The following is a 26,211-nucleotide window of genomic DNA, read 5'->3' on the forward strand; positions in this document are numbered from 1 at the left end:
GGGGTTCCCCTACGGTCCCGTACGTCTGGAGGCTGAGGCGAAGACAGCTCTGCGGTCTGACGTAGTCCGTGGCCCACGTCACTATCGTCGATGCCGTGACTGTGATCGCGACCGAAAGCCTGAGTAAGCGGTTCCCCCGGGTGACCGCGCTTGACCGGCTCTCCGTCGACGTCGGACCCGGTGTTACCGGGCTCGTCGGAGCCAACGGAGCCGGCAAGTCCACACTGATCAAGATCCTGCTGGGTCTGTCCCCCGCCTCCGAGGGCCGCGCCGAAGTGCTCGGGCTCGACGTCGCGACCAAGGGCGCGGCCATCCGTGAGCGGGTCGGCTACATGCCGGAGCACGACTGCCTGCCGCCGGACGTCTCGGCGACCGAGTTCGTCGTCCACATGGCCCGGATGTCCGGACTGCCGCCGACCGCCGCCCGTGAGCGCACGGCGGACACGCTGCGTCACGTCGGTCTGTACGAGGAGCGCTACCGCCCCATTGGCGGCTACTCGACCGGCATGAAGCAGCGCGTGAAGCTCGCGCAGGCCCTCGTCCACGACCCGCAGCTGGTCTTCCTGGACGAGCCGACCAACGGCCTGGACCCGGTCGGCCGCGACGAGATGCTCGGGCTGATCCGCCGCATCCACACGGACTTCGGCATCTCGGTCCTGGTCACCTCCCACCTGCTGGGCGAGCTGGAGCGCACCTGCGACCACGTCGTGATCATCGACGGCGGCAAGCTCCTGCGCTCCAGTTCCACCACGGACTTCACCCAGACCACGACCACCATCGCCGTCGAGGTCACCGACACCGACGAGCACCCGGACGGCACCCGCGCGATGCGCGAGGCGCTGCACGCGCGCGGGGTGAGTGTCGAGGCGGGCAGCGGCCTGCCGGGCGCCGGCCACATCCTGCTGCTGACCGCGCAGGGCGAGGAGACCTACGACCTCGTACGGGATGTCGTCGCCGACCTCGGCCTCGGCCTGGTCCGTATGGAGCAGCGCCGGCACCACATCTCGGAGGTCTTCACCAGCGAGGAAGAGCAGCGGAAGGAGGCGGCCGTCCATGGCGGTTGAGCAGCCCATGCCGACAGCGCCGGGTGACCAGACCCGCATCCACAACATCGGCTACCGCAACTACGACGGCCCCCGTCTGGGCCGTTCCTACGCCACCCGTTCCCTGTACTCGCAGTCCCTGCGCGGCGCCTACGGCCTCGGACGCTCCATCAAGTCCAAGGTGCTGCCGATGCTGCTGTTCGTGGTGATGTGCGTGCCCGCGGCCATCATGGTCGCCGTCGCGGTCGCCACCAAGGCCAAGGACCTGCCGGTCGACTACACGCGCTACGCGATCATCATGCAGGCCGTCATCAGCCTGTACGTCGCCTCGCAGGCACCCCAGTCGGTCTCCCGGGACCTGCGTTTCAAGACCGTGCCGCTGTACTTCTCCCGGCCGATCGAGACCGCCGACTACGTCCGCGCCAAGTACGCGGCGCTGGCCTCCGCGCTGTTCGTGCTGACCGCGGCCCCGCTGATCGTGCTCTACGTGGGCGCGCTGCTGGCCAAGCTCGACTTCGCCGACCAGAGCAAGGGATTCGGGCAGGGGCTGGTCTCCGTGGCGCTGCTCTCGCTGCTCTTCGCCGGCATCGGCCTGGTCATCGCCTCCGTCACCCCGCGCCGCGGCTTCGGTATCGCGGCCGTGATCGCCGTGCTGACCATCTCCTACGGCGCGGTCTCCACGCTGCAGGCGATCGCCGACGCCCAGGGCAGCTCGAGCGCCGTCCCCTGGATCGGCCTGTTCTCGCCCGTCACGCTCATCGACGGGGTCCAGTCGGCCTTCCTCGGCGCGAGCTCGGCGTTCCCGGGCGCCGTCGGCCCCACGCACGGCGAGGGCGCGGTGTACGTCCTGGTCCTCCTGGGCCTGATCGCCGCCGCCTACGGTCTCCTGCTGCGCCGCTACAAGAAGGTGGGACTGTGACCACGCTCAGCATCGACCACGTCTCCCGCTGGTTCGGCAACGTGGTCGCCGTCAACGACATCACCATGACCATCGGCCCCGGCGTCACCGGCCTGCTCGGCCCGAACGGCGCCGGGAAGTCCACCCTGATCAACATGATGGGTGGCTTCCTGGCCCCCTCCACCGGCACCGTCACCCTCGACGGACAGCAGGTGTGGCGCAACGAGGCGATCTACAAGCACATCGGCGTCGTCCCCGAGCGCGAGGCCATGTACGACTTCCTCACCGGCCGCGAGTTCGTCGTGGCCAACGCCGAGCTGCACGGCCTGGGCGCCAAGGCGGCCCAGAAGGCGCTGGCCACGGTCGAGATGGAGTACGCGCAGGACCGCAAGATCTCCACGTACTCCAAGGGCATGCGCCAGCGCGTGAAGATGGCCTCCGCCCTGGTCCACGACCCCTCGCTGCTCCTGCTGGACGAGCCCTTCAACGGCATGGACCCGCGCCAGCGCATGCAGCTCATGGACCTGCTGCGCCGCATGGGCGACGAGGGCCGCACGGTGTTGTTCTCGTCCCACATCCTCGAAGAGGTCGAGCAACTCGCCTGGCACATCGAGGTGGTCGTGGCCGGCCGGCACGCGGCCAGCGGCGACTTCCGCAAGATCCGCCGTCTGATGACCGACCGCCCGCACCGCTACCTGGTGCGTTCCAGCGACGACCGTGCCCTCGCGGCCGCGCTGATCGCGGATCCGTCGACGTCCGGCATCGAAGTCGATCTCGCCGAGGGCGCGTTGCGCATCCAGGCCGTCGACTTCGGCCGTTTCACAGCGCTGTTGCCCCGGGTCGCCCGCGACCACGGCATCCGGCTGCTGACGGTCTCGCCGTCCGACGAGTCCCTCGAGTCCGTGTTCTCGTACCTGGTCGCGGCGTAGGAGGCCGAAGATGTACGACCCCACAGTCGCCCGACTCACCTACCGGGCCCTGCTCGGCCGTCGCCGGGCCCTCATCCTGGGCGCGCTGCCGCTGCTGCTGATCGTGATCTCCGTGATCGTGCGGGCTCTCGTCGGAGCCGACGACCAGACGGCGAAGGACCTCCTGGGCAGCCTCGCGCTCGCCACCATGGTGCCGATCATCGGTGTCATCGCCGGGACCGGCGCGATCGGCCCGGAGATCGACGACGGCTCGGTGGTGTACCTGCTGTCCAAGCCGATCAAACGGCCGACGATCATCTTCACCAAGCTGATCGTGGCGATCGCCGTGACCATGGTCTTCTCGGCGCTGCCGACCCTGATCGCCGGCTTCATCCTCAACGGCAACGGCCAGCAGATCGCCGTCGCCTACACGGTGGCCGCCCTGGTGTCGTCCATCGCGTACGCGGCGCTGTTCCTGCTGCTGGGCACGGTGTCCCGGCACGCGGTCGTCTTCGGTCTCGTCTACGCGCTGGTCTGGGAGGCCCTGTTCGGCTCCCTGGTGGCCGGTGCGCGCACCCTCAGTGTCCAGCAGTGGTCACTGGCCGTCGCCCACAAGGTGGCCGGCGGTGACCTGGTGACCTCCGACGTCGGGCTGACCACGGCGACGGTGTTCCTGGTCACGGTGACGGTCCTGGCCACCTGGTACGCGGGGCAGAAGCTGCGCTCGCTGACGCTGGCGGGCGAGGAGTAGACGCCGCCTTTACTGACGGGGACTTCACCCCTGTCCGGGCACACTGGGCAAAAGGGAAGGCTGGGCTGAGAGGAATGGGGATGGCAGACGACTGGGACGACATGGTCCTGGACGAGGACTTCATCCGGTCCGCAGGGACGACCGAGCCCTCAGCCCGCGCCCGTATGCTCGCCGCCCGCTGGCGCGCGGAGGAGCCCGAGCCACAGCCGTGGCGCTCCGACGAGCCGCCGGCGGGGTGGTTCTTCAGCAGGGCGCGTCGCCGCAAGTGGCGGCGCCGGTAGGGGATCGACGGCCCCCTTTTAATCAGTGGCGCCCAACTCGTCGTACAGGCACGATGGTTGTGTCCACACCGCCGGAAACCGTACGCGCGTACGGCGACTTCGGCGCCACGTTCTGGGAGAGGAGCCGGGCGATGTCCATGCACGACAGTACGTCCAGCTCCCGTCAGGGCAGTTCGGTGAGGACTCCGGTGTAGTTACCCCACCGTCGAGTCACCCCCAGGAACTGTCCGGGGCGGCCGCTTCGAGCACGCGATGTCGCTCTCGCGTGGGCCGCCCACCCGGAGGATTGGCCGAGTGGTAAGGCACTGGCTTGCTAAGCCAAGGTCGGGCCTGGAAAGCCCGCGCACGTTCGATTCGTGCATCCTCCGCAGAAAGCGGCTGACAACGGCTGACGGCTCAGCCCAGCAACCGCTCCAGCACCACCGCGATGCCGTCCTCCTCGTTGGAGGCCGTCACCTCGTCCGCCACCGCCTTCAGCTCCTGGTGGGCGTTGGCCATCGCCACGCCCCGAGCCGCCCACGCGAACATCGGGATGTCGTTCGGCATGTCGCCGAAGGCGATGGTCTGCGCAGCCTTCACACCGAGCCTGCGCGCCGCCAGCGACAGCCCCGTCGCCTTCGACAGGCCCAGCGGCAGCAGTTCCACGATGCCCGCGCCCGCCATGGCGACCGTGACGAAGCCGCCCGCGGCCCGGCGGGCCGCCTCGGCCAGCTCGTCGTCGCCGAGCGTCGGATGCTGTATGTAGATCTTGTTCAGCGGGGCGGCCCACAGGTCCGCCGCGTCCGTGAAGGGGACCGCGGGCAGCGAGCCGGTGACCGCGTACCCCGGCCCCACCAGCACGTCGCCGTCCAGCCCGTCCCGGCTCGCCGCCAGGTGCAGGGGGCCGACCTCCGCCTCGATCTTGGCCAGGGCGACGCCCGCCAGCTGCCGGTCCAGGGTCACGGACGTCAGCAGGCGGTGTTCCTTGGCGTCGTAGACCTGTGCGCCCTGACCGCAGACGGCGAGGCCGTCGTAGCCGAGGTCGTCGAGGATGTGGCGGGTCCACGGCGCGCCGCGGCCGGTGACGACGATGTGCGCGGCGCCCGCCGCGGTGGCCGCGGCGAGCGCGTCACGGGTGCGGTGCGAGACCGACTCGTCGGAGCGCAGCAGCGTTCCGTCGAGGTCGGTCGCGACGAGCCGGTAGGGGAAGCCGGTCACTTGGCGACCGGCTCCAGGACCTCCCGGCCGCCCAGGTACGGGCGCAGCACCGGCGGCACGTACACGGAGCCGTCGGCCTGCTGGTGGTTCTCCAGGATCGCCACGATCGTGCGCGGTACGGCGCACAGCGTGCCGTTGAGCGTCGCCAGCGGCTTGACCTGCTTGCCGTCACGGAAGCGGATCGACAGGCGGCGGGACTGGAACTCGGTGCAGTCCGAGGTCGACGTCAGCTCGCGGTACTTGCCCTGCGTCGGGATCCACGCCTCGCAGTCGAACTTGCGGGCGGCCGAGGAGCCGAGGTCGCCGGTGGCCACGTCGATGACGCGGAACGGCAGCTCCAGCGAGGTCAGCCACTCCTTCTCCCACTGCAGCAGGCGCTGGTGCTCGGCCTGCGAGTCCTCCGGAGCGACGTAGGAGAACATCTCCACCTTGTCGAACTGGTGGACGCGGAAGATGCCCCGGGTGTCCTTGCCGTGCGAGCCGGCCTCGCGGCGGAAGCACGGCGAGAAGCCGGCGTAGCGCAGCGGCAGGCGGTCGGCGTCGAGGATCTCGTCCATGTGGTACGCGGCGAGGGGGACCTCGGAGGTGCCGACGAGGTAGAGGTCGTCGGCCTCGAGGCGGTAGACGTCCTGGGCGGCCTGGCCGAGGAAGCCGGTGCCCGCCATCGACTGGGGGCGGACCAGGGCGGGCGTCAGCATCGGCGTGAAGCCGGCCGCGGTGGCCTGGGCGATCGCGGCGTTGACCAGCGCGAGCTCCAGCAGGGCGCCGACGCCGGTGAGGAAGTAGAAGCGGGAGCCGGAGACCTTGGCGCCGCGCTCGACGTCGATCGCGCCGAGGATCGTGCCGAGCTCCAGGTGGTCCTTGGGCTCGAAGCCCTCGGCGCCGAAGTCGCGGATCGTGCCGTGCGTCTCGAGGGTGACGAAGTCCTCCTCGCCGCCGACGGGCACGTCGGGGTGGACGAGGTTGCCGAGCTGGAGCAGCAGCTCCTGGGTCTCGGTGTCGGCCGCGTCGCGCTCGGCGTCGGCGGCCTTGACGTCGGCGGCGAGCTGGCTCGCCTTCTTCAGCAGCTCGGCCTTCTCGTCACCCGCGGCCTTGGGGATCAGCTTGCCGAGCTGCTTCTGCTCGGCACGCAGTTCGTCGAAGCGGACGCCGGATGACCTGCGCCGCTCGTCGGCGGACAGGAGGGAGTCGACGAGCGCGACGTCCTCTCCACGGGCGCGCTGGGACGCGCGCACACGGTCGGGGTCCTCACGGAGCAGGCGAAGGTCAATCACGCGGTCAAGGCTACCGGTGCGGGGATACGCCTCACGACTCCATTCCCCCTGGTTCCGAAATGCGTCTTACCTTCCGTTACGCGGCAATTGCGAGGTGTGTCAATAAAAGGCGTCCCACTCCCTGGGACGGGTCAGGTGACAGGCGTCCGGTTGACCCGATTTCCTTGTGCGGTACGGGACTTGGGCTGTGGTTGTCCACAGCGGTCCACATCCCCCGAAGAGTTATCCACAGGCTGTGTGGATGATCTGTGGATTTCGGAATTGATCACTCCGAAACGTGGCTGTGAGCCGGAGGATTCCCAGGACGAACCTCGCCTACCCGCACTTTTGAGTGGAAACAGGTCGCCCCAAAGGATTGCGCAAAGGAAAAGAGTGGACGAAGGGTGATGTGCACGGCGGTGAACCCGGGAGCGGTCCAGAGGCCGATTTGTCGACCGACTGGCACGTTCTTGTCGACTTGTCCCCAGGTCGAGAAGCCAACCTGTGGATAACTCCTGTGGATAACGAAAATCTGCAGGTAAGACCGCGGTGAAGACCGGGTAAGACCGCTCAGAACCGGCCGTCCTGGCAGCGTGCCACCCAGTCCGACGCGGCCGCGAACGCCTCGTCCGACGTCCCGAGCCGCGGTGCGCCCACGTCCTCCACGCCCGCGTCGGCACGCGGGTACGAGCCGAGGAAGCGCACCTCCAGGCAGATCCGCTTGAGCCCCATCAGGGCCTCGGCCACCCGGCGGTCGGAGATGTGACCCTCGGCGTCGATGCAGAAGCAGTAGTTGCCGATGCCCGCTCCGGTCGGGCGGGACTGCAGGAGCATGAGGTTGATGCCGCGGGTGGCGAACTCGCCCAGCAGATCGCGCAGGCCACCGGGGTGGTCGTCGCGCTGCCACAGCACCACGGACGTCTTGTCCGCGCCGGTCGGAGCCGCGGGCCGGGCGGGCCGGCCGACGAGCACGAAACGGGTCTGCGCGTTCTCGGCGTCGTGGATGCCGGTCTCCAGGGCCCGCAGACCGTAGCGGGCGGCGGCGAACTCGCCCGCGAAGGCGGCGTCGTACTGCCCCTCCTGGACCAGACGGGCGGCGTCCGCGTTCGAGGCGGCCGACTCCCAGTGGGCGTCCGGGAGGTTGTTCCTGAGCCAGTTGCGCACCTGCGGTTGGGCGGCCGGGTGGGCGGAGACCGTCTTGATGTCGGACAGCTCGGTACCCGGCCTGACCAGCAGCGCGAAGGTGATCGACAGCAGCACCTCGCGGTAGATCATCAGCGGCGCGCCCGCGACCAGCTCGTCGAGGGTGGTGGTGATCCCGCCCTCGACGGAGTTCTCGATCGGCACGAACGCGGCCTCGGCCTCGCCGGCGCGGACCGCGTCGAGCGCGGACTGCACGGACACGTACGGGATCAGCTCCCGCGTGGCCGCCTCGGGAAGCGTGCGCAGGGCGACTTCGGTGAAGGTGCCCTCGGGGCCGAGATAGGCGTAGCTCGCTGGCATGCCCTCACCCTAATGGCCCCAAAGCGACCCGGCTCACCCTTCCAGCAGCCGCTGTCCCACGTACTCGCCCTTCGCCGCCCCGCCCGGCACCGCGAACAGACCGCTCGCCTCGTGCCGGATGTACTTCGACAGGGCGTCACCGCGGTCGAGCTTGCGCTGCAGGGGGACGAAGCCGCGCAGCGGGTCCGCCTGCCAGCAGACGAACAGCAGACCCGCGTCCGGGGCCCCGTCGGCGTCGATGCCGTCGTGATAGGAGAAAGGGCGCCGCAGGATGGCCGCCCCGCCGTTCTGGTCGGGCCGGGAAATGCGGGCGTGGGCGTTGATCGGGACGACGAGATCGCCCTTGGCGTCGGTCTTCTCCAGGTCCATGGCGGTCGTCTCGGAGCCGCCCGAAAGAGGCGCCCCGTTCGCCTTCCGGCGCCCGATGACGTCCTCCTGCGCGGTGAGTGAGAGCTTCTCCCAGTCGTCGAGCAGCATGCGGATACGGCGTACGACGGCGTAGGAGCCCCCCGCCATCCAGGCCGGGTCGCCGGAGCCGGAGGCGGGCACGAAGATCCGCTTGTCGAAGTCGGCCTCCGCCGGCTTGGGATTGCGGGTGCCGTCGAGCTGGCCCATGAGGTTGCGTGCCGTCATGGGGTGGGCCGTGGCGCCCGGCGTGCGGTTGAAGCCGTTCATCTGCCAGCGGACCTTCGCCGCGCTGCCCGCGTCCTTCTGGACCGCGCGCAGGGCGTGGAAGGCGACCAGGGCGTCGTCGGCGCCGATCTGCACCCACAGGTCGCCGTCGCTGCGGGCCCTGTCGAGGTGGTCGGAGGAGAAGTCGGGCAGCGGGTCGAGGGAGACCGGGCGCTGCTTCTCCAGGCCGGTGCGGGAGAAGAAGCTGTGCCCGAAGCCGAAGGTGACGGTCAACGAGGACGGCCCGGCGTCCCGCGCCACGTCCGTGTCGTCACTCGACGCCGATTCACCGGCCATCAGCCGCTCGGCCGTCGCGGACCAGCGGCGCAGCAGTGCGGCGGCCTCCCGGCGCCCGGCGCCAGGCGCCAGGTCGAAGGCGACGAGATGGCCCTTGGCCTGCAGACCGTCGGTGATGCCGGGCTGATGTTTCCCGTGAAACATTGCCATGTTCGCGCCAACAGAGGTCAGCGGAGTGGCCTGGGAGGGCGCGGCGGCGTATCCCACGGCACCGCCCGCCGCGCCGAGCACGAGGCCGGTGGCGCCGGCGGTGCCCAGCAGGGCCCGGCGTGAGACGCCGGGCGAGGAAGAGGTCTCCGGCGAGGCGGCCGTGCGGGCGGGGGTGGGTGCCTGTGGAAGGGACTGTTCGGGCATGGTGCGGTTCAGCCGATCTGCGCGTTCTTGGAGACGGTCACCTGGTCGATGTCGGAGGTGCGCACGGTCACCGCGACCTTCCAGTCGCCCGCCATGGGGATCTGCACGTCGTCGGCCGCCCAGTGGCCGGTGGCGACGTGGTCCGGGGTGACGGGCAGCGGTCCGATCTTCTTCGCCTCGAGGGTGAGGGCGACCTTCACCTCGGGGATGTCGAAGCCGCGCCCGTTGGTCCGGGTGACGTAGACGTGCATCTCGTTGCCGCCCACGCGCGCGGGGTCGAGGTCGACCGACACGACACCCTTGCCGTCGGTGCCGCCCGTGTCGAAGGGCATGGTCAGCGTCACCGCCCCGGACGAGGAGTCGGCCGACGACGAGGAGGAAGAGGAGGAGGACGACGTGGCCGCCTTGGCCTCCTGCTCGGTGCGGCCGGGTTCGGTCTGCGTCAGCACGGTGGTGACGGCGAGCAGGACGACGGCCACGCCCGCCTCCGCGAGCACGGAGCGCCGCAGGCCGAAGCGGTCGGGGTCGGCATCGCGCTCGCGCTTCTGCCGAGCGCTGTCCACGGCGGCCCGCTGCCGGGCGAGCTGGGCGGCACGCCGGGAGTCGGCGGGGGACCCGGACGAGCCGCCGTCGGCCTCCACGTCGCCGGCGGCGCGGAGGCCGCCGGACCCCTCGGAGTCGTCGAGGGCCGCGGAGTCGCCGGACCCCGCGGAGTCGCCGGAGGCCGCGGAGCCGTGCGCACCCTCCGCTCCGGACGCTGAGCCCGCCGCCCCCGACGCCGTCTTCGCCGAGCCGGCCCCCGCGCGAGCGGCCGCCGGCTCCTTCCGCCGCGGCGCGCCCTCAGCCGCCTCCTCGGGCTCGGAGGCCTCCTCCTGCGCGGAGGCCACCTCTCGCCCGGCCGGATCGTCGGCCGTCTCCCCCGATTCCTCCGTCTCCCCCGGCCTCACCGCAGCCCCACCTGCCAGCCGTGCCGTCCAGCGGCGGGAGATCGACGCGATGCCCACGAGCAGCGCCACGAGCCCGATCTTGGCGAGGAGCAACTGCCCGTACGTCGTGTCGGTGAAGGCCGACCAGGAGCCGAGCTGCCGCCAGGACTGGTAGACGCCGGTCGCGACCAGGGCGAGGACGCTGCCGAACGCGACGGTCGAGAAGCGCCGTACCGCGGAGGCCTCGACCGGTGCCGGCGAGCGGTACAGCGCCACCAGCAGGGCGGTGAGCCCGCCCAGCCAGGCCGCGACCGCCAGCAGGTGCACCACGTCGACCGGCATCGCGATGCCCGGCTGGAGGCCGGTCGAGGCGTGCTCGGCCATCGCCCAGCTGGCCGCGAGACCGGCGGACACCACGGTCCCGCCGATCGCGAGCCCGAACGTCAGGTCCTTCTTCTCGTCGTCCTCGCGCTTGTCGTAGGCGCCGAACAGGACGGCGATGAACAGCGCGGCCGCGGCGAGCAGCAGCAGCCGGGAGACCAGCGCCGCGCCCGTCTTGGTCTGCAGCACCTGTCCGAGCAGGCTCAGGTCGAAGACGTCGCCGACCTTGCCGGAGCCGGTGTAGGAGCCGCGCAGAAGCAGCAGCAGGAGGGTGGCCGAGGTGAGCGCCACCCACCCGGAGACCACCAGCCGCTGCACGGCCCGTACGCCGGAGCCGCGCCGCCAGCAGGCCAGTACGAAGGCCCCGCCGCCGACCATGACGATGAAACCGGCGTACGACATGTACCGCCCGAAGCCGTACAGCCAGCCCACGCCCCCGCTGCCGGCCGTGTCACCGGAGACCGAGACGGTGGTCAGGGACGGGGCGCCGATGGAGAAGGTGAAGGCGCCGGCGACGGGATGGCTGTCCGCCGAGACGACCTGCCAGGAGACCGTGTAGGTGCCGTCGGGCAGACCGCTCTTCAACTGCACGGCGTACGAGGTGCCGCTGATGTTCGCCGGTTTGCCGGTGTCGACGCGCTTGCCCTTGGGGTCGAGCACGCGCAGCGAGTCGTCGGAGGTGGCGACCTTCTCGGAGAAGCTGAGGGTGACCTGGGTCGGCGCCTTGTCGACCACCACCCCCTGCGCGGGGTCGCTGCCGGTGAGCGCGGCGTGTGCGGAGGCCGGGCCGGCGCCGGCGAGCAGTACGCCGATCACGGCCAGGAACAGCAGCACCAGCGCCCGTGTGCGGCGGGGGGTGATGGTCGGTGTCACGGTGGTGCCTCTCCCTCAGTGGCCGGTCGCAGGGTTGTACGTGGCCGACTTCACCGGTATCTCGACGGTGAGGGGGTCGGACTTGGCGAAGTGCAGTTCGACGGCGACCTGCTCGCCCTGCTTCGGCTTCCCCTTCAGCTTCTCGAACATCAGGTGGTTGCCGCCGCTCTTGAACACGAGTTGACCGTGTGCGGGCACATCCAGGGACGTGACCTGCCGCATCGACTGCCCGACGGTCTCGTGCATGGTGACGCTGCCCGCCGCGTCACTGGTGACGGAGGTCAGTTCGTCCTTCGTGCCGCCCTTGTTGGTGAGGACGAAGAAGCCGGCGGCCATCTCGCCCGTGATGGGCTGGGGCATGTAGGAGGCGCTGACGGACAGTTCGGGCCTGGTGTCACCGGAGCCGCCCGAGCCGCCGCATCCCGCGAGGGCGAGGGCGCCGGTTATCACCAGGGCCGTGGGAGCGAGCCGCCTCACGGGTTCTGCCCCTTGATGATCTTGGGGAGGTCCTTGGTGTAGTCGTCGACGGTGGCGTCCTCGCCGTAGAGGACGTAACCGCCGTCGGTCTTCGGCGAGAAGGCGATGACCTGGGTGCCGTGCACCGAGACGGTCTTGCCGGTCTTCTTGTCCTTGTGCGTCGGCTCGATGGAGATGCCGAGGGTGCGGGCGCCGGCCTGGATGGTGGAGAAGTCGCCGGTCAGGCCGACGAACGCGGGGTCGATGCCCTTGAGCCACTTGCCGAGTTCGGCCGGGGTGTCGCGGGCCGGGTCCGTGGTCACGAACACCACCTGCAGCTTGGCCTGTTCGGCCTTGGGCAGCTGCTTCTTGGCGACGGCGATGTTGCTCATCGTCGTCGGGCAGATGTCGGGGCAGTGGGTGTAGCCGAAGTAGATCAGCGTCGGCCTGCCGGCCGTCTCCTTGCGGAAGTCGTACTTCCGGCCGTGCGTGTCGGTGAGCACCAGGTCCGGCTTCTCGAACGGCTGGTCGAGGACGGTGGCGGCCTTCTGCGCGGTGTCCTCGGAGACCACGGCGACCGGCGAGTCACCGCTGTCGCCGCTGCCGCAGGCGGAGAGGGTCAGGGAGGCGGCGGCGAGCAGCACGGCCGCGGCGAACGTCTTCTTGCGCATAGAAAAATGTCCCAGATGTGAGAGCTCCGGTGTGCACCGGGGGTCGTACGCCCCCGGTGCACAGGGCGGTTGAAAGACCTCAGGCGTCGGTGCGCCGACGGCCGGCCAGCACGCCGTAGGCCACGCCGAGCGCGCCGACGGCGATGCCGACGACGGCGAGCACACGCGCGGTGGTGTCGGTGCCGTCGGAGGTCACGGCGGAGTCGGAGGCGGCCGTGGCCGTCTTGTCGGAGGCGTCCTTGGCCACCGTCGAGCCGTGGTGCCCGTCCTCGGAGGCGGCCGACAGGGTCAGCACGGGCGCCGGGTTCTCGGGCTCCTCCTGGCCGTCCTGCTGGACCTCGATCCAGCGCACGACCTCCTTGTTGTCGTACGTCTGGACCGCCTTGAAGACCAGTTCGTCGGCGTCCTCGGGCAGGGCGCCCACGGAGACCGGGAACTTCTCGAAGTAGCCGGGTTCGATCCCCTTGCCGTCCGCGGTCCAGGTGATCTTGGAGACGGCCTCGGTGATCTTCTCGCCGTGCATGTCGAGGGGCTTGGCCAGCTTGGACTTGGTGACCTGGATCTTCCAGCCGTCCATCGGCTCCGGCATGGCGGACGCCAGCGGGTGGTCGGCCGGGAAGGTGACCTCCAGCTTGGTGGTCGAGGCGTTGTCCCGCTCGTTGGGGACCTTGAAGTCGACGACGGCGTAACCGCCCTTGGCGGCCGTGCCCTCGGGCTGCACGCCGACGTGTGCGAACGCGGGGCCGGACAGGGCGAGCACGGCGGCACCGGCCAGGGCGCCGGAGGCGGCGAGACGAGAGACCTTCATGGCAGAGAGCACTCCACTTCGAGTGTGGTCGCGGTGATGGGGTGCGCGCGCACGCGCGCGTGCCGCACGACGGCGGCCCCCACCCCGAAGGAGTGCGGTGCTCGCGTCGCGTCAGGCGGCGAGGAGGAGGTGCGCGGCGGCGGGCGGGCCGCGCCTGATCACCGTGTGCTGGAGTGCGGCGGTACGGGGCCCGGGTCGCGCGAGCAGAGCGGTGCGCGGCACGCGCGGACCCGTCCCGGGTGCGGCCGGAAGCCCGGCACGCAGGGCGCGCACCAGGGCGAACGCGGAGCGCAGGGACCGTACGAGAGCCCCTTCGGCCATGGACTGCGCGGACAGTTCGACGAGCCTGAGCAGCGCCAGGTCACCGCGGCGCAGCAGCCAGCCGGCGGCGACCGCCGCGAGGACGTGGCCCAGCAGCATCGGCAGGGACGGCAGCAGGGAGACCAGGGACGGGGAACCGGCCGGGCGCATGGAGCTCATGTCCATGGCCGTGGTCGGCGAGATCCGGGCGTCGCCGAGGATCCGGCGGGCCTGGGCGGGACTGATCGCCGCCGCGGTGGCCCCGCACGTGATGCGGGCCGCCTGCCGGACCAGCGAGGCGTCGGACGCCGACGTCATGGACGCCATCGACATGCCGCCGGCCGCCGTGTGCTGACCCAGTCCGAAGAGCGTGTGCAGCACGGTCTGTCCCGCCGCGAGCAGCGCGGCGATCCCGGGCAGTGACCGCTCGCGTCCGGTGAGCGGCACCGTGAGCAGCAGGACACCCAGGAAACCGGCGCCCAGCGTCCACGGCGGAACCGGGGCGCAGGAGGCCAGGGCGTGTCCGCCCGCGGCCAGCACGACGCAGACCGCGGCGAACACCGCGGCCCGCAGAATCCGGACGTCTCGTCCGGAGCGCGCCCTGCGCTGGTGGGGGGCAGTCATGGCGGGCTCATCATCCCACCGGCCCCGCCCGCGCCGTACGGCAGGTCCACAAGGTGACCTACGGGCCAGAAGATCACTCTCTGACACGAGCTGATCGGACATACACCGATTGCGTCCCGAACGCACCGCCCATATGGGCGGCGTCACGTCAACTCCGTGCTTACACACGCCTACGCGCGGCAATAACAAACGGTATGTCGAGCCGCGGCCGGGAGGCTGGAGCATGAGCATCTGGTGGTCACTCCACTTGCGGCGGGAAGCCGCGAGCGTGCCGCTCGCCCGGCGGCTGCTGCTCGGCGCGATGGAGACCGCGGGGGTCGACCCCGACATCTCCTACGACCTCTCCGTCGCCCTCAGCGAGGCCTGCGCGAACGCCGTCGAACACGGCGGGGGCGCAGAGCGGGGCGCGTCCTCGGAGGCGTACCGGGTCACCGCCTACCTGGACGGCGAGAAGTGCCGTATCGAGGTCGCGGACTCCGGCCCCGGTCTCGCCGGGCCCCCGGTGGCCCGCCCCGCCCGCGCCGACGCCGAGCACGGCAGGGGCCTGTATCTGATCCGGGAGCTCACCGACCACCTCCACATCGGCGGCAAGCCCGGCCGCGACGGCACCGTGGTGAGCTTCGACAAGATCCTCAAGTGGCGGGAGGACGCCCCGCTGCTGGCGGTGTGAAGCATCCGGCGGACGCCTCACCGGACCGGGTCGGCCGACTCCAGTACCTTTTCGAGCACCGCCAGGGCCTCCGGGTACACCCGCTCCCGAGGCGTCCCGTACCCCACGACCAGCCCCTGCGGGTGTGCCTCGTCGGGGATGTGCCAGTGGTCGCCGAGCCGGCCCAGGGCCAGGCCCTCCGCCTCCGCGCGTTCCAGCACCTCCGCCTCGTCGGCCACCTCCACGAGCGCGTGCAGCCCGGCCGCGATGCCGCGCACGTTCCGGCGGTCGCCGAGCCGGTCGAGGAGCTGGTCCCGGCGCCTGCGGTACCTGAGCCGGCACGCCCGCACGTGACGGTCGTAGGCGTGACTCTCGATGAGCTCGGCGAGCGCCAGCTGGCCGATGGACTCGGTGTGGTGGTCGCTGTGCAGTTTGACGTCGGCGACCGCGTCGACGAGGTGCGGCGGCAGCACCATCCAGCCGAGCCGCAGCGCGGGCCCGAGCGTCTTGGAGGCCGTGCCGAGGTAGACGACCTGCCCGGGTGCCATGCCCTGGAGCGCGCCGACGGGCTGGCGGTCGTAGCGGAACTCCCCGTCGTAGTCGTCCTCGACGATCAGCCCGCCACGCGCGCGTGCCCAGTCCGTCAGCGCCCGCCGCCGCTCCGGGTGCAGTGTGACACCGGTCGGGTACTGGTGGGCCGGGGTGACCACGGCGGCCCGGCAGTCACCGAGTTCCCGCGCGCGCACGCCCCGCTCGTCGACCGGCGCCGCGACGACACTGCCGCCGTTGCGCCGCACGACCTCGCGGTGGAAGGCCAGCCCGGGGTCCTCCATGGCGATCTCGCCGCCCTCCAGCACCCGCGTGAGCAGCGCGAGCCCCTGCACGTACCCGGACGTGATCACGATCCGATCGGGCGGCGCGATCACGCCTCGCGCGCGCCCCAGGTAGCCCGAGAGCGCCGTGCGCAGTTCGATGCGCCCGCGTGGATCGCCGTAGTCGTACGCCAGCAGCGGGGCCGTGGCGATCGCCCGCCGCAGCGCCCGCAGCCAGGCCGCCGCCGGAAACGCCCCCACGTCCGGACTGCCCGGCCGCAGGTCGAAACGCGGCGTACGCGCGCGTGCGGCCGTGCTCGGCGTCTCCGTCTCGGCCGAGGGCAGCTCGGCGACCTGGGTACCCGACCCCTGCCGGGCCGTCAGATAGCCCTCGGCGACGAGCTGGTCGTAGGCGGCCTTGGCGGTCCCCCGCGAGACCCCCAATTCGGTCGCGAGCCGGCGCGTTGCCGGAAGCCGCGTCCCGGGCGCCAGCCGCCCGTCGCGCACCGCGTCCCGCAGCGCCCGTTCCAGCCCGACCCGCCGTCCCTCGCCGTCGTCGGTCTCCAGATGCAGATCGACACTGACGCCGGCCCAGAAGCCGTCCACAACGACCCTCCCCCCAGGTTCGTGAATCCAGGCACATCAATGGCCGGGCACCTCACAGGTACCCGGCCATCCGTCTCGTATCAGCCCTTGAGCGAGGCCATCCAGGCCTCGACCTCGTCGGAACGGCGCGGCAGCCCGGCCGACAGGTTGCGGTTGCCGTGCTCGGTCACCAGGATGTCGTCCTCGATGCGGACGCCGATGCCGCGGTACTCCTGCGGCACCGTCAGGTCGTCGGCCTGGAAGTACAGCCCGGGCTCGACGGTGAGGCACATCCCGGGCTCCAGCGTCCCGTCGACGTAGGACTCCACGCGCGCGGCGGCGCAGTCGTGCACGTCCATGCCGAGCATGTGCCCGGTGCCGTGCAGCGTCCACCGCCGCTGCAGCCCGAGCTCCAGCACCCGCTCCACGGGCCCCTCGACCAGCCCCCACTCGACGAGCTTCTCGGTGAGCACGCGCTGCGCGGCGTCGTGGAAGTCCCGGTACTTGGCGCCCGGCCGCACCGCCGCGATACCGGCCTCCTGGGCCTCGTACACGGCGTCGTAGATCTTCTTCTGGATCTCGCTGAACCGTCCGCTCACCGGGAGCGTGCGCGTCACGTCGGCCGTGTAGTACGTGTGCGTCTCGACGCCCGCGTCGAGCAGCAGCAGGTCGCCGGAGCGGACCGGGCCGTCGTTGCGCACCCAGTGCAGCGTGCACGCGTGCGGGCCGGCGGCGGCGATGGTGCCGTAGCCGACGTCGTTGCCCTCCACCCGCGCGCGAAGGAAGAAGGTGCCCTCGATGTAGCGCTCGGAGGTCGCCTCCGCCTTGTCGAGGACCTTCACGACGTCCTCGAAACCGCGCACGGTCGAGTCGACGGCCTTCTGCAGCTCGCCGACCTCGAAGTCGTCCTTCACCAGGCGCGCCTCGGACAGGAACACCCGCAGTTCCTCGTCGCGCTCGGCGGTGACCTTGTCGGTCAGGGCCGCCTCGATCCCGGCGTCGTAGCCGCGTACGACCCGCACCGGGCCGGTCGCCTCGCGGAGCGCGTCGGCCAGCTCGCGCACGTCGGAGGCCGGGATGCCGTACAGCTTCGCGGCCTCGGTGAGCGAGTGCCGGCGGCCCACCCACAGCTCGCCCTGCCCGGAGAGCCAGAACTCGCCGTTCTCCCGGTCCGAGCGCGGCAGGAGGTAGATCGTCTCCTTGTGGCCGTCGCCGGTGGGCTCCAGGACGAGCACGCCGTCCTCGGTCTGGTTGCCGGTGAGGTACGCGTACTCGACGGAGGCCCGGAAGGGGTAGTCCGTGTCGTTCGAGCGGGTCTTCAGGTTGCCCGCGGGGATCACCAGGCGCTCACCGGGGAAGCGCGCCGACAGCGCCGCGCGCCGCGCGGCGGTCTCGGCGGCCTGGGCGATCGGCTCCAGGTCGCGCAGCTCCGTGTCGGCCCAGCCGGACTTCATGTTCTCGGCCAGCTCGTCGGACACGCCCGGGTACAGGCCGTTCTTGCGCTGCTTGATCGGCTCTTCTTCAGCGGTCTCCGGCCCCGCTGCGGTAGCAGCAGATTCCATAGAGTCCGAGAGCTCCTCCGCCACGGTCATCCTCCTTGTTACGGCACTGGACCCCCTCCATCGTACGGTCGTACGGAAGGGGGCTCAGGGGCGAAGGACCTGTTACCGAGGGCAGCGGCGCGCGTACGGGAACACGCGCCCCCGGCTCACTCGAAGCGCGCCGCCAGCAGGACGACGTCCTCCTCGCCGTCGGCCGCGTCCAGCCCGTCCGGCAGGAGGGTGCGCAGCACGTGGTCGGCGATCGCGTCCGGGTCCTGCCGCAGCGCCCTGGGCACACCGGCGGCCGCCGCGTGCAGACGGGCGAAGGCGCGGTCGGTGGGGTCGCCGGTGCGGTGCAGCAGACCGTCGGTGTAGAGCAGCACCGTCTCGCCGGGCTCGGTCTGGAACTCCACGCTGGGCGCCTCCCAGCAGGCGAGCATGCCGAGCGGCGCGGACACCGACGTCTCCACGAACTCGGTGCGCCGCTCGCCGACCAGCAGCGGCGGGCAGTGCCCGGCTCCGGCCAGCGTGATCTTGCGCAGCGCGGGCTCGCAGTAGGCGAACAGGGCGGTGGCGGAGCGGGCCGGTTCGGTCAGGCGCAGCAGCAGTTCCAGGTCGGACAGGACGGCGACCGGATCCTCGCCCTCCATCACGGCGTACGCGCGCAGGGAGGCGCGCAGCCGCCCCATCGCGGCGACCGCGCTCGGGCCGGATCCGGTGACCGAGCCGACCGCGAGCCCGAGGGCCGCGTCCGGCAGCGGCAGCGCGTCGTACCAGTCGCCGCCCCCGCGCGGGCCGGTGCGGTGCCGGGCGGCGAGCTGGACGCCGGCGACGCGGGGGAGCCGGGACGGCAGCAGCTCCTCGGCCATCGTCGCCATGCACGCGCGCGTGCGCTCCACCTCGACCAGCCGGGCCAGGTGCTCGCCGGCGTAACGGGCGTACAGCCCGACCAGATGCCGCTGCCGCTCGGCCGGCTCCGCGGGCTCGTCGTACAGCCAGACGGCGGCGCCGACACGTCCGCCGTGCTCGGCGGTCAGGGGGAGGGCGTAGCACGCGGCGTAGCCGAGGCGGGCGGCCACCTCGCGGTGGCGGGGGTCGAGGCCGTCCTCGGAGAGCAGGTCGGGCTCGGCGATCTCGCCGTCGGCGCCCGGGAGTCCGTCGAGGATGCGGCCGTAGGACATCGCGCTGCGCGGCACGGTCTCGATGTGTCCGAGGTCGGCGCGGGCCAGACCCAGGCCGATCGTCGTGTCGGGGCCGAGCCCGTCGCCCGGTTCCAGTACGACGAGACCGCGCCGGGCGCCCACCAGGGCGGCTCCGGCGCGCAGCAGTTCGGTCAGGGCCTCGGCGAGCACGTCCGTGCGGGTCAGTCGTTCGGTGAGTTCGTGGAGTGTCGTGAGGTCCGAGACCCAGCCCGCGAGGCGGTCCTGAAGCAGTGCTCCGGGTGCGTTTGGCGGGGGGACCGGTGAGGTACCCGAGGTGGTCGGCGCGGGCGCGACAGTGTGTGCGGGCGAGGGAACCGTTGAATCGATTCCAGCCACTTTCGGAGGGTGAGGGGCGTTCATGGCGTCCGGCTTTCCGACCGGTGCGTATTGCTCAAAAGCATCGCAAACCCCCATGTCATTCTGCGCCGCTAGCAGTGTCTCCACATGTACACGCACTCGTGAGGGGATGTCCAGCATTGTCCTGCCGGGATTCCTGGTGTCCGTGGGTAACCGGGGTAGGGTGGGCCGTTGAGCGAAGTTGGCCTAAAACAGCCTCGGGTAACGGGGTATTGCGGTCGACTGGGCTTGCTCCACAGAGCGTCACAGCGGTCGTGATGGGTACGTACTCGGAGAAGGCCAGGGGTGGTTGACAGCCACCCGGAACCTGGTGACCGAACCGGGCGTCCTATCCACCGACGACCGTGCCCCATCCTCCCGTGGCGGAGGCGAAGAGAAATACGCGGAACGCAAAACGCCAGACTTCGCCACCCCCCGCCAGGCCCATGCTTTTGATAGACGCAGTATGGGTGGCGCGGCTGCCGCGGAAGCAGCCAATGCTCGGCCCATAGGGGTTCCCCTTGCCTCCGGCAGGGGTGTGATGCGCCAACAGGTACGCACAGTGAAGTGATCGACACATTATGTGATGTGGCCCACGGTGTTGCCAGCGGTGCAACGGAAAGGAACGAGCGCTCATGCGCGAGATCCTCGGAAGGCGACGCAGGCTCCTGTCCCAGCGCAGCGACGGAAGGCCTGAGTTGATCAGCGCGGCCCTGATCTGCGCGACGGAATGGCAGTGGCCCGTACTCCCGGGCGTGGCACCGGACCCGCAGGGGCGTTCCCGCTGCGCCTGCCCGGACCCGGAGTGCACGGTGCCCGGCGCGCATCCCTTCGACCCCGGCCTCCTCGCGGCCACCACCGACCCGCGCATGGTGCGCTGGTGGTGGACCAACCGGCCCACCGCGCCGATCATCCTGGCCACCGGCGGCAAGGCGCCCTGCGCCGTCAGCCTGCCGGCCCTGGCCGCCGCGCACACGCTCGCCGCCCTCGACCGCATGGGCATGCGCCTCGGCCCGGTCGTGGCCTCGCCCAGCCGCTGGGCGATCCTCGTCAAGCCCTACACCCTGGAGCAGTTGGGCGAACTGCTCTACGCCAAGGACTGCGTCCCCGGCTCCCTGCGCTTCCACGGCGAGGGCGGCTACCTCGCCCTGCCACCGGCGGAGACCGGCGAGGGCGGCATCCGCTGGGAGCGCGCCCCGCTCCCCGGCTCCGCCTCCCCCTGGGTCCCCGACGTCGAGCCCGTGGCCGACGCCGCGGTCGAGGTCCTCACTCGTACGGGTGTGAGCGCGCCCGAGTTGTAGGGGTGTCCGGCGCGCGCGGGGCGGCACGCGCGCGCGTGGTCGTTATCTTCCGCCTTATGCCGCGTCATTCCGGGGGACACAGGGCCCCACAGCCGCTCCGCAGCGGGCGAGACCCCCGAAGGATCCGCCTGCTCGCCCTGACGGGCGTCGTGGTGGCGGCGGTCGTGCTGCCGCTGGCCGTGGCGTCGGCGGGGCCGGCGGGCGACAAGGGCAGTGCCGTCGTACGAGCCCCCGCGCGCCGGCCCGTCCCTTCCTCACCGCCCCCCGGTGACGCCAAGGCGCCCTCCGCCGAACCCTCCGGCTCTCCCCTGCTGCTCGGTCTGGGCCTGGCCACCGCCGCCCACTGCGGCCCCTCCCTCACCTCGGCGGACGGCATCGAGGCGCAGACCTGTGTGCTCACGCAGGGCGATGAGACCTGGGCGCGCACCTACTACCGCAACACCACCGGAGACGCCCTGGCCGCCGTACTGAGCCTCATGGGACCGGGCGGACGCACCGTGCAGACGAACTGCGCGGTGGGCGTCGAGGACGAGCCGGGGATGTGCGAGACGCCCCGGGAGCGGACCCGGGGGACGCCGGACGCCTACACGGCGGTCGCGGAGTTCGCGGCGAAGCGCGCGAGCGGTCCGCTGCTGCTGCGGTCGGGGAGCAACTCCGAGCCCGCGATGGGCAGTTGACGGAGGAGGGCATTCCGTAAGGGAGCCGCGGACATGAAAAGACCCGGTTGCTGGCGACGGGGGATGCACCAGCAACCGGGCTACTGGAACGGTAACAAGAGATCGGCGGTTCGCAAATTCGATCCGGGCTTTCCGGTCACGTATTTGCGTGATCCCGGCGGGACTTGTGAGCGGAGCCACCACATGCGGACGAGCCGCCTCGGCTGACCGGTCGGTCAGCCGAGACCGCTGTCGTCACGGCCCGTCAACTGAGCGTGACCTGCCGGTTGGTGAGACCGCCGCGCGCGCGACGCTCGTCGGCGGTCAGCGGCGCGTCCGAGGCGAGGGCGGCCGCGAGCCGCTCGGCGAACTCGGCGGCCGGCTTCTCGATGTCCTCCGCCGTGACCGCGCTCGGCAGGTCCCAGACCGGCACGATGAGCCCGTGAGCCCGGAAGGAACCCACGAGGCGGGTGCCTTCACCGAGGTGCGAGCGGCCCGCCGCGTGCAGGCGCGCGAGGGCGTCCAGAAGCCGCTCCTCCGGATGCGGCATGACCCAGCGCAGGTGGTTCTTGTCCGGCGTACGGCACCAGTACGCCGCGTCCACGCCGGTCAGCTTCACGGTCGGGATCGCCGCGGCGTTGGCCCGCTCCAGGGAGGCGGTCACCTCGGGCGTCGCGTTCTCCGCGTCCGGCACCCAGAACTCGAAACCCTCGTGCACAACTGGCTCGAACGCGCCTTCGGGATCCAGCAGATCCTGCAGCCGCGGGGACTGCGCGGGAGCGCGCCGGCCCTCGACCGGCGTGCCCGGCTCGGCGGCCAGCGCGCGCTGGAGGGTGTCGGCGAGGTCGCGGCTGATGTCGCCCGACGCCGTGTCGTTCTGCAGGCCGAGCAGCACCGAGCCGTCGTCGCGGCGCAGCGCCGGCCAGGCCATCGGCAGCACCGTCGCGAGCGTGACCGACGGGACGTCCTCGGGGAGGCCGTCCTTCAGGGTCAGCTCGACCGTGGCCGCGGGCACCAGCTCGCGCAGCGCCACCCAGTCGCACTCCCCGGGCAGCCCCTCGAAGGGGCGCTGCACCAGCTCGGTCACCGCCTGCGCGGCGGCCCTTCCGTGGCAGGCCTTGTAACGGCGGCCGCTGCCACAGGGGCAGGGTTCGCGCGCGCCGACGACCGGAACGTCCCCGTCAGCGACTGCGGCGCGGGCCGCGCCGGTGTTCTGGGGCTGCTTGGCCTTCGTTGGGGGTCGCTTCTTGGCCATCGTGGGTGTCTCCCGATTACGGCTCGTCTGTACGGCGGGAGCCTAGCCGTTCACGCCATGCGTGACGGGACCCTGTGGACGAGCACGCCGCGCCCGCGGCGACGCCCGGCGGTGGCGCGCTAGTCCAGGTCGTCGAACGCGTCCGCGAAGTCCAGGCTCGGCATCGCCGGGATCCGGGACACCGTCGGCGCGGTGACGCGCGTAGCGAAGCCGTCGCGGCGGTGCCCGGCATCGGGATCATGAACGTCCTCGTGGACCACGACCCAGACGGTGACCTCGCCGCGGGCGTCGTCCCGCACACCCCAGTCGTCGGCCAGCGCGGTGATGATGTTCAGGCCGCGGCCGCCGTGCGCGGTGACCGAGGGTGTGGCCGGAGCCGGTCGGGTGGGCCCGCCACCGTCCGTGACCTCCACCGTGAGCCGGCCGCCGCGGTCGACGCGCCAGGCCGCGCGGACGTCACCGTCCCCGGCCAGGGCGTCGCCCAGGGGCCGACCGTGTTTGCACGCATTGCTCAAGAGTTCGGAAAGAATCAGTACGGCATCGTCGATGACCGCCTCCGAGACACCACCCCTGCGCAGTTGCTCGCGCATACGGTGTCTCGCCTCCCCCACGCCCGCAGGGCCATGGGGTACGGCCATGCTCGACGACGTGGGCACCTCCTGTGCCACCACCAACGCCACCCCCGAGACCTCCTTTGCCCCACGCCACGGTGTGGATGCCCCATTGGCCTGTACCGGAAACCGGCCAATGCACGCGCAGTGACGCATTCGAAACGATCGAATACGGAACGAACGCGCCGGAGCACTCCCCGTAGTCGTGTGGCTGGTTTTCGACGGTGTCCGGAAACGGAGGATGGTGCCAAAGGGGTGGAAGGGTCAAGAGTTCTTCACAGGTCTTTACCAGTGACACACCGTCAACGGTCGAGTTGGCGCAGCACCGCGCGCGGCCGGTTGGTGATGATGGCGTCGACGCCCAGCTCGACGCAGAGGTCGACGTCCTCCGGCTCGTTCACGGTCCATACGTGCACCTGGTGGCCGGCCCGCTTGAGCCGCTCGATGTACGTCGGCTGGTTGCGCACGATGCGGATGGAGGGGCCGGCGATCCGGACACCCGCCGGGAGCCGTCCGTCGCGCAGCCGCGGCGAGACGAACTGCAGCAGATAGACCGTCGGCAGGACCGGCGACGCGGCACGCACGCGATGCAGTGAGCGCGCGGAGAAGCTCATCACGCGCACCGGGGAGTCGGCCGCGGTCGCGGGGGCGTCCAGGCCGAACCGCTTCAGGAGCATCAGCAGCCGCTCCTCCACCTGTCCGGCCCAGCGCGTCGGATGCTTCGTCTCGATGGCCAGCTCCACGCGCCGCCCCGCGTCCGCGACCAGCTCCAGCAGTCGCTCCAGGGTGAGTACGGAGGTGTGCTCGGGGCCATCGGGGAGGTACTCCCAGTCGGGTTCCTCGTCGCGCGTGCGGAAGAACTCGCGCGTCCTGCGGGAGCCGAAGTCCAGGGTGGCGAGCTCGGCGAGCTCCAGCGCCGAGACCGCGCCGCGGCCGTTGGAGGTGCGGTTGACGCGGCGGTCGTGGACGCAGACGAGATGTCCGTCGGCCGTCAGGCGCACATCGCATTCGAGGGCGTCGGCACCGTCCTCGATCGCCTTCTTGTACGCGGCCAGGGTGTGTTCCGGGGCCTCCTCGGAGGCTCCGCGGTGGGCGACGACCTTGATCGTGTGCTGCCGTGCGTGGGTCACCGCGTCATGGTGCCACCGCGAGGGGGTAGTCGTGCGATCGGAGGAGCAGAGATTGCGTCCCTTTTGCGCGTCATGGCCTATATAAAGAATGGCCCCGGACCCACAGGCACCGCTTATGGTGCCCTGACGGCTCATGGGAAAAGCTGACGGCATACAAAAGGACATGCACAGCTGCAGCGCGCCGGACCGTCGACAACGAGAACGGGCGTGACCGAGTGCGACCGAGAAGAACAGCCGTGGATCGAGGAGAGAAGCTGTGAGCACCGAGAACGAGGGCACCGCGGTACCCCCGGCCCCGTCTGCACCCCCCGTGCCGGTGGACGCTCCCGCTCCCTCGGCACCTGCCACCCCTGAGGGGAGCGAGCGTACGGCCCCGCTCCCGCCGGTGCCCCCGAGCGCCCCCGGCGCTCCGGAACAGCACCCGGTGCACGCGGGCCACGCCCCCGCATACGCCTCGGCGGGGTCCGGCGGTGCCCAGCAGGGGCCCGGGGGATCGGCCCCGGACAGCTCCTGGCCGCCCCCGCCGCCCGCGACCCCCTCGTACGCGGACGGCGGCGGCGGCTCCAACTCGGGCTGGGGCTCCTCGTACGAGCCGCAGCCCTCGCCGAAGCCCAAGTCCGGCCGCGGCGGTCTCGTCGCCGCGATCCTGGTGGCCGCTCTGGTCGCCGGCGGCCTGGGCGGCGGCCTCGGCTACACGCTGGCCAAGAACAACGACGACAACTCCGGCTCCACCACCGTCTCCGCCTCCACCAGCGGCGGCGCGGTGAAGCGGGACGCCGGCACGGTCGCGGGCGTGGCCGCCCGGGCGCTGCCCAGCACGGTCACCATCGAGGCCGAGTCCAACAGCGGCGAGGGCGGCACCGGAACCGGCTTCGTCTTCGACACTCAGGGCCACATCGTCACCAACAACCACGTCGTCGCGGACGCCCTCGACGGCGGCAAGCTGACGGCGACCTTCCCGAACGGCAGGAAGTACAACGCCGAGGTCGTCGGCCACGCGCAGGGCTACGACGTGGCGGTCATCAAGCTCAAGAACCCGCCGTCGGATCTCAAGCCCCTGACGCTGGGCGACTCCGACAAGGTGGCCGTCGGCGACTCCACGATCGCCATCGGCGCGCCCTTCGGCCTGTCCAACACGGTGACGACCGGCATCATCAGCGCCAAGAACCGCCCCGTCGCCTCCAGCGACGGCACCGGCTCCAACGCCTCCTACATGAGCGCCCTGCAGACGGACGCCTCGATCAACCCGGGCAACTCCGGCGGACCGCTGCTGGACGCCCAGGGCAATGTCATCGGCATCAACTCGGCCATCCAGTCCACCGGCAGCGGCGGCCTGGGCGGCTCCAGCCAGTCCGGCTCGATCGGCCTCGGCTTCGCCATCCCGATCAACCAGGCCAAGTACGTCGCCCAGCAGCTGATCAAGACCGGCAAGCCGGTGTACGCCAAGATCGGTGCCTCCGTCTCCCTGGAGGACTCCACCAACGGCGCGAAGATCACCGAGTCGGGCACCGGGGGCTCCTCCTCGGTGGAGTCCGGCGGCCCGGCCGCCAAGGCCGGCCTGAAGCCGGGCGACGTCATCACCAAGCTGGACGACAGGGTGATCGACTCCGGCCCCACCCTGATCGGCGAGATCTGGACCCACAAGCCCGGCGACACGGTCACGATCACCTACGAGCGGGGCGGCAAGACCCACACGGTCCAGCTCACCCTGGGCGCCCGCACGGGCGACAGCTGACCCACCGACCCACGCGCGCGTACCTCCCCGGGTTCGCGACATGTGCCCCACGCGCGCGCGTGCCAACCCGTTACTCTTGTCCCCGCGCCGCCGCTCACCGGCGGCGCGGGGAGGCGTGCCCGAGCGGCCGAAGGGAACGGTCTTGAAAACCGTCGTGGCAGCGATGTCACCGTGGGTTCAAATCCCACCGCCTCCGCGCGAT

Annotated in this window: 24 protein-coding genes and 2 tRNA genes; 11 read left to right on the top strand and 15 right to left on the bottom strand. The window is 71.2% G+C overall.

Going from position 1 to position 26,211, the window contains the following annotated elements:
• The first annotated feature begins 101 nt into the window (after positions 1 to 101).
• The 6 genes from ACQF4J_RS23720 (at position 102) to ACQF4J_RS23745 (ending at position 4,249) form a co-directional block, all read left to right on the top strand.
• Positions 102 to 1,064 (top strand): ABC transporter ATP-binding protein, encoded by a 963-nt coding sequence (locus ACQF4J_RS23720; protein ID WP_351563642.1) that lies wholly within the window; start codon positions 102 to 104, stop codon positions 1,062 to 1,064.
• Positions 1,054 to 1,962: an ABC transporter permease gene (locus ACQF4J_RS23725; protein ID WP_351563386.1), complete on the top strand. Its 909-nt coding sequence runs from the start codon at positions 1,054 to 1,056 to the stop codon at positions 1,960 to 1,962. The genes ACQF4J_RS23720 and ACQF4J_RS23725 overlap by 11 nt, the downstream gene beginning before the upstream one ends.
• The gene (locus ACQF4J_RS23730; protein WP_142153486.1) at positions 1,959 to 2,870 is read left to right on the top strand and encodes an ABC transporter ATP-binding protein; all 912 of its coding nucleotides are present in this window, start codon (positions 1,959 to 1,961) and stop codon (positions 2,868 to 2,870) included. The genes ACQF4J_RS23725 and ACQF4J_RS23730 overlap by 4 nt, the downstream gene beginning before the upstream one ends.
• Positions 2,871 to 2,880: 10 nt before the next feature.
• Positions 2,881 to 3,600: an ABC transporter permease gene (locus tag ACQF4J_RS23735; protein WP_351563388.1), complete on the top strand. Its 720-nt coding sequence runs from the start codon at positions 2,881 to 2,883 to the stop codon at positions 3,598 to 3,600.
• 80 nt (positions 3,601 to 3,680) lie between these two features.
• Positions 3,681 to 3,881: a hypothetical protein gene (locus ACQF4J_RS23740; protein ID WP_351563390.1), complete on the top strand. Its 201-nt coding sequence runs from the start codon at positions 3,681 to 3,683 to the stop codon at positions 3,879 to 3,881.
• A 280-nt stretch (positions 3,882 to 4,161) separates the two neighbouring features.
• Positions 4,162 to 4,249: transfer RNA gene (locus ACQF4J_RS23745), tRNA-Ser, on the top strand.
• Between the two features lie 28 nt (positions 4,250 to 4,277).
• Here the strand turns inward: ACQF4J_RS23745 and ACQF4J_RS23750 are convergent.
• From ACQF4J_RS23750 to ACQF4J_RS23790, 9 genes are all read right to left on the bottom strand, one after another.
• A complete protein-coding gene (locus ACQF4J_RS23750; protein WP_351563392.1) occupies positions 4,278 to 5,078 on the bottom strand; it encodes an HAD family hydrolase in 801 nt (266 codons plus the stop codon).
• The gene (serS, locus tag ACQF4J_RS23755; RefSeq protein ID WP_351563394.1) at positions 5,075 to 6,352 is read right to left on the bottom strand and encodes a serine--tRNA ligase; all 1,278 of its coding nucleotides are present in this window, start codon (positions 6,350 to 6,352) and stop codon (positions 5,075 to 5,077) included. Before serS ends, ACQF4J_RS23750 begins: the two co-directional genes overlap by 4 nt.
• Before the next feature lie 549 nt (positions 6,353 to 6,901).
• A complete protein-coding gene (pheA, locus tag ACQF4J_RS23760; protein ID WP_351563396.1) occupies positions 6,902 to 7,834 on the bottom strand; it encodes a prephenate dehydratase in 933 nt (310 codons plus the stop codon).
• Between the two features lie 33 nt (positions 7,835 to 7,867).
• Positions 7,868 to 9,157 carry an iron uptake transporter deferrochelatase/peroxidase subunit gene (gene efeB, locus ACQF4J_RS23765; protein ID WP_351563398.1) on the bottom strand — a complete coding sequence of 430 codons (1,290 nt, stop codon included), beginning with the start codon at positions 9,155 to 9,157 and terminating at the stop codon, positions 7,868 to 7,870.
• An 8-nt stretch (positions 9,158 to 9,165) separates the two neighbouring features.
• Positions 9,166 to 11,337: a copper resistance CopC/CopD family protein gene (locus ACQF4J_RS23770; RefSeq protein WP_427166771.1), complete on the bottom strand. Its 2,172-nt coding sequence runs from the start codon at positions 11,335 to 11,337 to the stop codon at positions 9,166 to 9,168.
• Positions 11,338 to 11,352: 15 nt separating this feature from the next.
• Positions 11,353 to 11,814, bottom strand: a complete 462-nt coding sequence (locus tag ACQF4J_RS23775) for a copper chaperone PCu(A)C (RefSeq protein ID WP_351563402.1) — start codon at positions 11,812 to 11,814, stop codon at positions 11,353 to 11,355.
• A complete protein-coding gene (locus ACQF4J_RS23780) occupies positions 11,811 to 12,464 on the bottom strand; it encodes an SCO family protein (RefSeq protein WP_351563404.1) in 654 nt (217 codons plus the stop codon). The genes ACQF4J_RS23775 and ACQF4J_RS23780 overlap by 4 nt, the downstream gene beginning before the upstream one ends.
• Before the next feature lie 79 nt (positions 12,465 to 12,543).
• Positions 12,544 to 13,272 (bottom strand): YcnI family protein, encoded by a 729-nt coding sequence (locus tag ACQF4J_RS23785; RefSeq protein WP_351563406.1) that lies wholly within the window; start codon positions 13,270 to 13,272, stop codon positions 12,544 to 12,546.
• 111 nt (positions 13,273 to 13,383) lie between these two features.
• A complete protein-coding gene (locus ACQF4J_RS23790; protein ID WP_351563408.1) occupies positions 13,384 to 14,196 on the bottom strand; it encodes a hypothetical protein in 813 nt (270 codons plus the stop codon).
• 223 nt (positions 14,197 to 14,419) lie between these two features.
• On the opposite strand from ACQF4J_RS23790, the gene ACQF4J_RS23795 reads away from it, so the two are divergent.
• Positions 14,420 to 14,866, top strand: coding sequence for an ATP-binding protein (locus ACQF4J_RS23795; RefSeq protein ID WP_427166772.1), 447 nt, complete (start codon positions 14,420 to 14,422; stop codon positions 14,864 to 14,866).
• Between the two features lie 17 nt (positions 14,867 to 14,883).
• Here ACQF4J_RS23795 and ACQF4J_RS23800 read toward each other — a convergent pair whose 3' ends face one another.
• The 3 genes from ACQF4J_RS23800 to ACQF4J_RS23810 form a co-directional block, all read right to left on the bottom strand.
• Entirely contained in the window at positions 14,884 to 16,263 is a 1,380-nt protein-coding gene (locus tag ACQF4J_RS23800) for a PLP-dependent aminotransferase family protein (RefSeq protein WP_427166773.1), read from the bottom strand.
• Between the two features lie 80 nt (positions 16,264 to 16,343).
• Positions 16,344 to 17,834, bottom strand: coding sequence for an aminopeptidase P family protein (locus ACQF4J_RS23805; protein WP_351563414.1), 1,491 nt, complete (start codon positions 17,832 to 17,834; stop codon positions 16,344 to 16,346).
• A 116-nt stretch (positions 17,835 to 17,950) separates the two neighbouring features.
• A complete protein-coding gene (locus ACQF4J_RS23810; RefSeq protein ID WP_351563416.1) occupies positions 17,951 to 19,462 on the bottom strand; it encodes a PP2C family protein-serine/threonine phosphatase in 1,512 nt (503 codons plus the stop codon).
• Between the two features lie 494 nt (positions 19,463 to 19,956).
• On the opposite strand from ACQF4J_RS23810, the gene ACQF4J_RS23815 reads away from it, so the two are divergent.
• Both ACQF4J_RS23815 and ACQF4J_RS23820 read left to right on the top strand, forming a co-directional pair.
• The gene (locus ACQF4J_RS23815) at positions 19,957 to 20,622 is read left to right on the top strand and encodes a bifunctional DNA primase/polymerase (protein WP_351563418.1); all 666 of its coding nucleotides are present in this window, start codon (positions 19,957 to 19,959) and stop codon (positions 20,620 to 20,622) included.
• A 56-nt stretch (positions 20,623 to 20,678) separates the two neighbouring features.
• Positions 20,679 to 21,299 (top strand): hypothetical protein, encoded by a 621-nt coding sequence (locus tag ACQF4J_RS23820; RefSeq protein ID WP_351563420.1) that lies wholly within the window; start codon positions 20,679 to 20,681, stop codon positions 21,297 to 21,299.
• A gap of 244 nt (positions 21,300 to 21,543) precedes the next feature.
• Here ACQF4J_RS23820 and ACQF4J_RS23825 read toward each other — a convergent pair whose 3' ends face one another.
• The 3 genes from ACQF4J_RS23825 to ACQF4J_RS23835 all read right to left on the bottom strand — a co-directional run bounded on the left by ACQF4J_RS23825 (position 21,544) and on the right by ACQF4J_RS23835 (position 24,274).
• Entirely contained in the window at positions 21,544 to 22,533 is a 990-nt protein-coding gene (locus tag ACQF4J_RS23825) for a DUF5926 family protein (protein ID WP_351802240.1), read from the bottom strand.
• Between the two features lie 119 nt (positions 22,534 to 22,652).
• The gene (locus ACQF4J_RS23830; protein WP_351563424.1) at positions 22,653 to 23,300 is read right to left on the bottom strand and encodes an ATP-binding protein; all 648 of its coding nucleotides are present in this window, start codon (positions 23,298 to 23,300) and stop codon (positions 22,653 to 22,655) included.
• Between the two features lie 146 nt (positions 23,301 to 23,446).
• On the bottom strand, positions 23,447 to 24,274 hold the full coding sequence (locus tag ACQF4J_RS23835) for a glycerophosphodiester phosphodiesterase (protein ID WP_351563426.1): 828 nt from the start codon (positions 24,272 to 24,274) through the stop codon (positions 23,447 to 23,449).
• A gap of 256 nt (positions 24,275 to 24,530) precedes the next feature.
• On the opposite strand from ACQF4J_RS23835, the gene ACQF4J_RS23840 reads away from it, so the two are divergent.
• The gene (locus ACQF4J_RS23840) at positions 24,531 to 26,009 is read left to right on the top strand and encodes a S1C family serine protease (protein ID WP_351802238.1); all 1,479 of its coding nucleotides are present in this window, start codon (positions 24,531 to 24,533) and stop codon (positions 26,007 to 26,009) included.
• Positions 26,010 to 26,118: 109 nt separating this feature from the next.
• Positions 26,119 to 26,205 (top strand) — tRNA-Ser (locus tag ACQF4J_RS23845).
• The last annotated feature ends 6 nt before the right edge of the window (positions 26,206 to 26,211 follow it).

The sequence above is a fragment of the Streptomyces sp. C1-1 genome, assembly GCF_050214755.1.
Classification (GTDB): Bacteria; Actinomycetota; Actinomycetes; order Streptomycetales; family Streptomycetaceae; genus Streptomyces.

Excerpts from the sequence above, each read along its gene's own strand:
- ACQF4J_RS23815 (WP_351563418.1), top strand. The coding sequence starts at position 19,957 with ATGCGCGAGATCCTCGGAAGGCGACGCAGGCTCCTGTCCCAGCGCAGC.
- ACQF4J_RS23740 (WP_351563390.1), top strand. The coding sequence starts at position 3,681 with ATGGCAGACGACTGGGACGACATGGTCCTGGACGAGGACTTCATCCGG.
- ACQF4J_RS23780 (WP_351563404.1), bottom strand. The coding sequence starts at position 12,464 with ATGCGCAAGAAGACGTTCGCCGCGGCCGTGCTGCTCGCCGCCGCCTCC.
- ACQF4J_RS23820 (WP_351563420.1), top strand. The coding sequence starts at position 20,679 with ATGCCGCGTCATTCCGGGGGACACAGGGCCCCACAGCCGCTCCGCAGC.
- ACQF4J_RS23825 (WP_351802240.1), bottom strand. The coding sequence starts at position 22,533 with ATGGCCAAGAAGCGACCCCCAACGAAGGCCAAGCAGCCCCAGAACACC.
- ACQF4J_RS23795 (WP_427166772.1), top strand. The coding sequence starts at position 14,420 with ATGAGCATCTGGTGGTCACTCCACTTGCGGCGGGAAGCCGCGAGCGTG.
- ACQF4J_RS23785 (WP_351563406.1), bottom strand. The coding sequence starts at position 13,272 with ATGAAGGTCTCTCGTCTCGCCGCCTCCGGCGCCCTGGCCGGTGCCGCC.
- ACQF4J_RS23790 (WP_351563408.1), bottom strand. The coding sequence starts at position 14,196 with ATGACTGCCCCCCACCAGCGCAGGGCGCGCTCCGGACGAGACGTCCGG.
- ACQF4J_RS23735 (WP_351563388.1), top strand. The coding sequence starts at position 2,881 with ATGTACGACCCCACAGTCGCCCGACTCACCTACCGGGCCCTGCTCGGC.
- efeB (WP_351563398.1), bottom strand. The coding sequence starts at position 9,157 with ATGCCCGAACAGTCCCTTCCACAGGCACCCACCCCCGCCCGCACGGCC.
- pheA (WP_351563396.1), bottom strand. The coding sequence starts at position 7,834 with ATGCCAGCGAGCTACGCCTATCTCGGCCCCGAGGGCACCTTCACCGAA.
- ACQF4J_RS23805 (WP_351563414.1), bottom strand. The coding sequence starts at position 17,834 with ATGACCGTGGCGGAGGAGCTCTCGGACTCTATGGAATCTGCTGCTACC.
- ACQF4J_RS23830 (WP_351563424.1), bottom strand. The coding sequence starts at position 23,300 with ATGCGTCACTGCGCGTGCATTGGCCGGTTTCCGGTACAGGCCAATGGG.
- ACQF4J_RS23810 (WP_351563416.1), bottom strand. The coding sequence starts at position 19,462 with ATGCTGGACATCCCCTCACGAGTGCGTGTACATGTGGAGACACTGCTA.
- ACQF4J_RS23725 (WP_351563386.1), top strand. The coding sequence starts at position 1,054 with ATGGCGGTTGAGCAGCCCATGCCGACAGCGCCGGGTGACCAGACCCGC.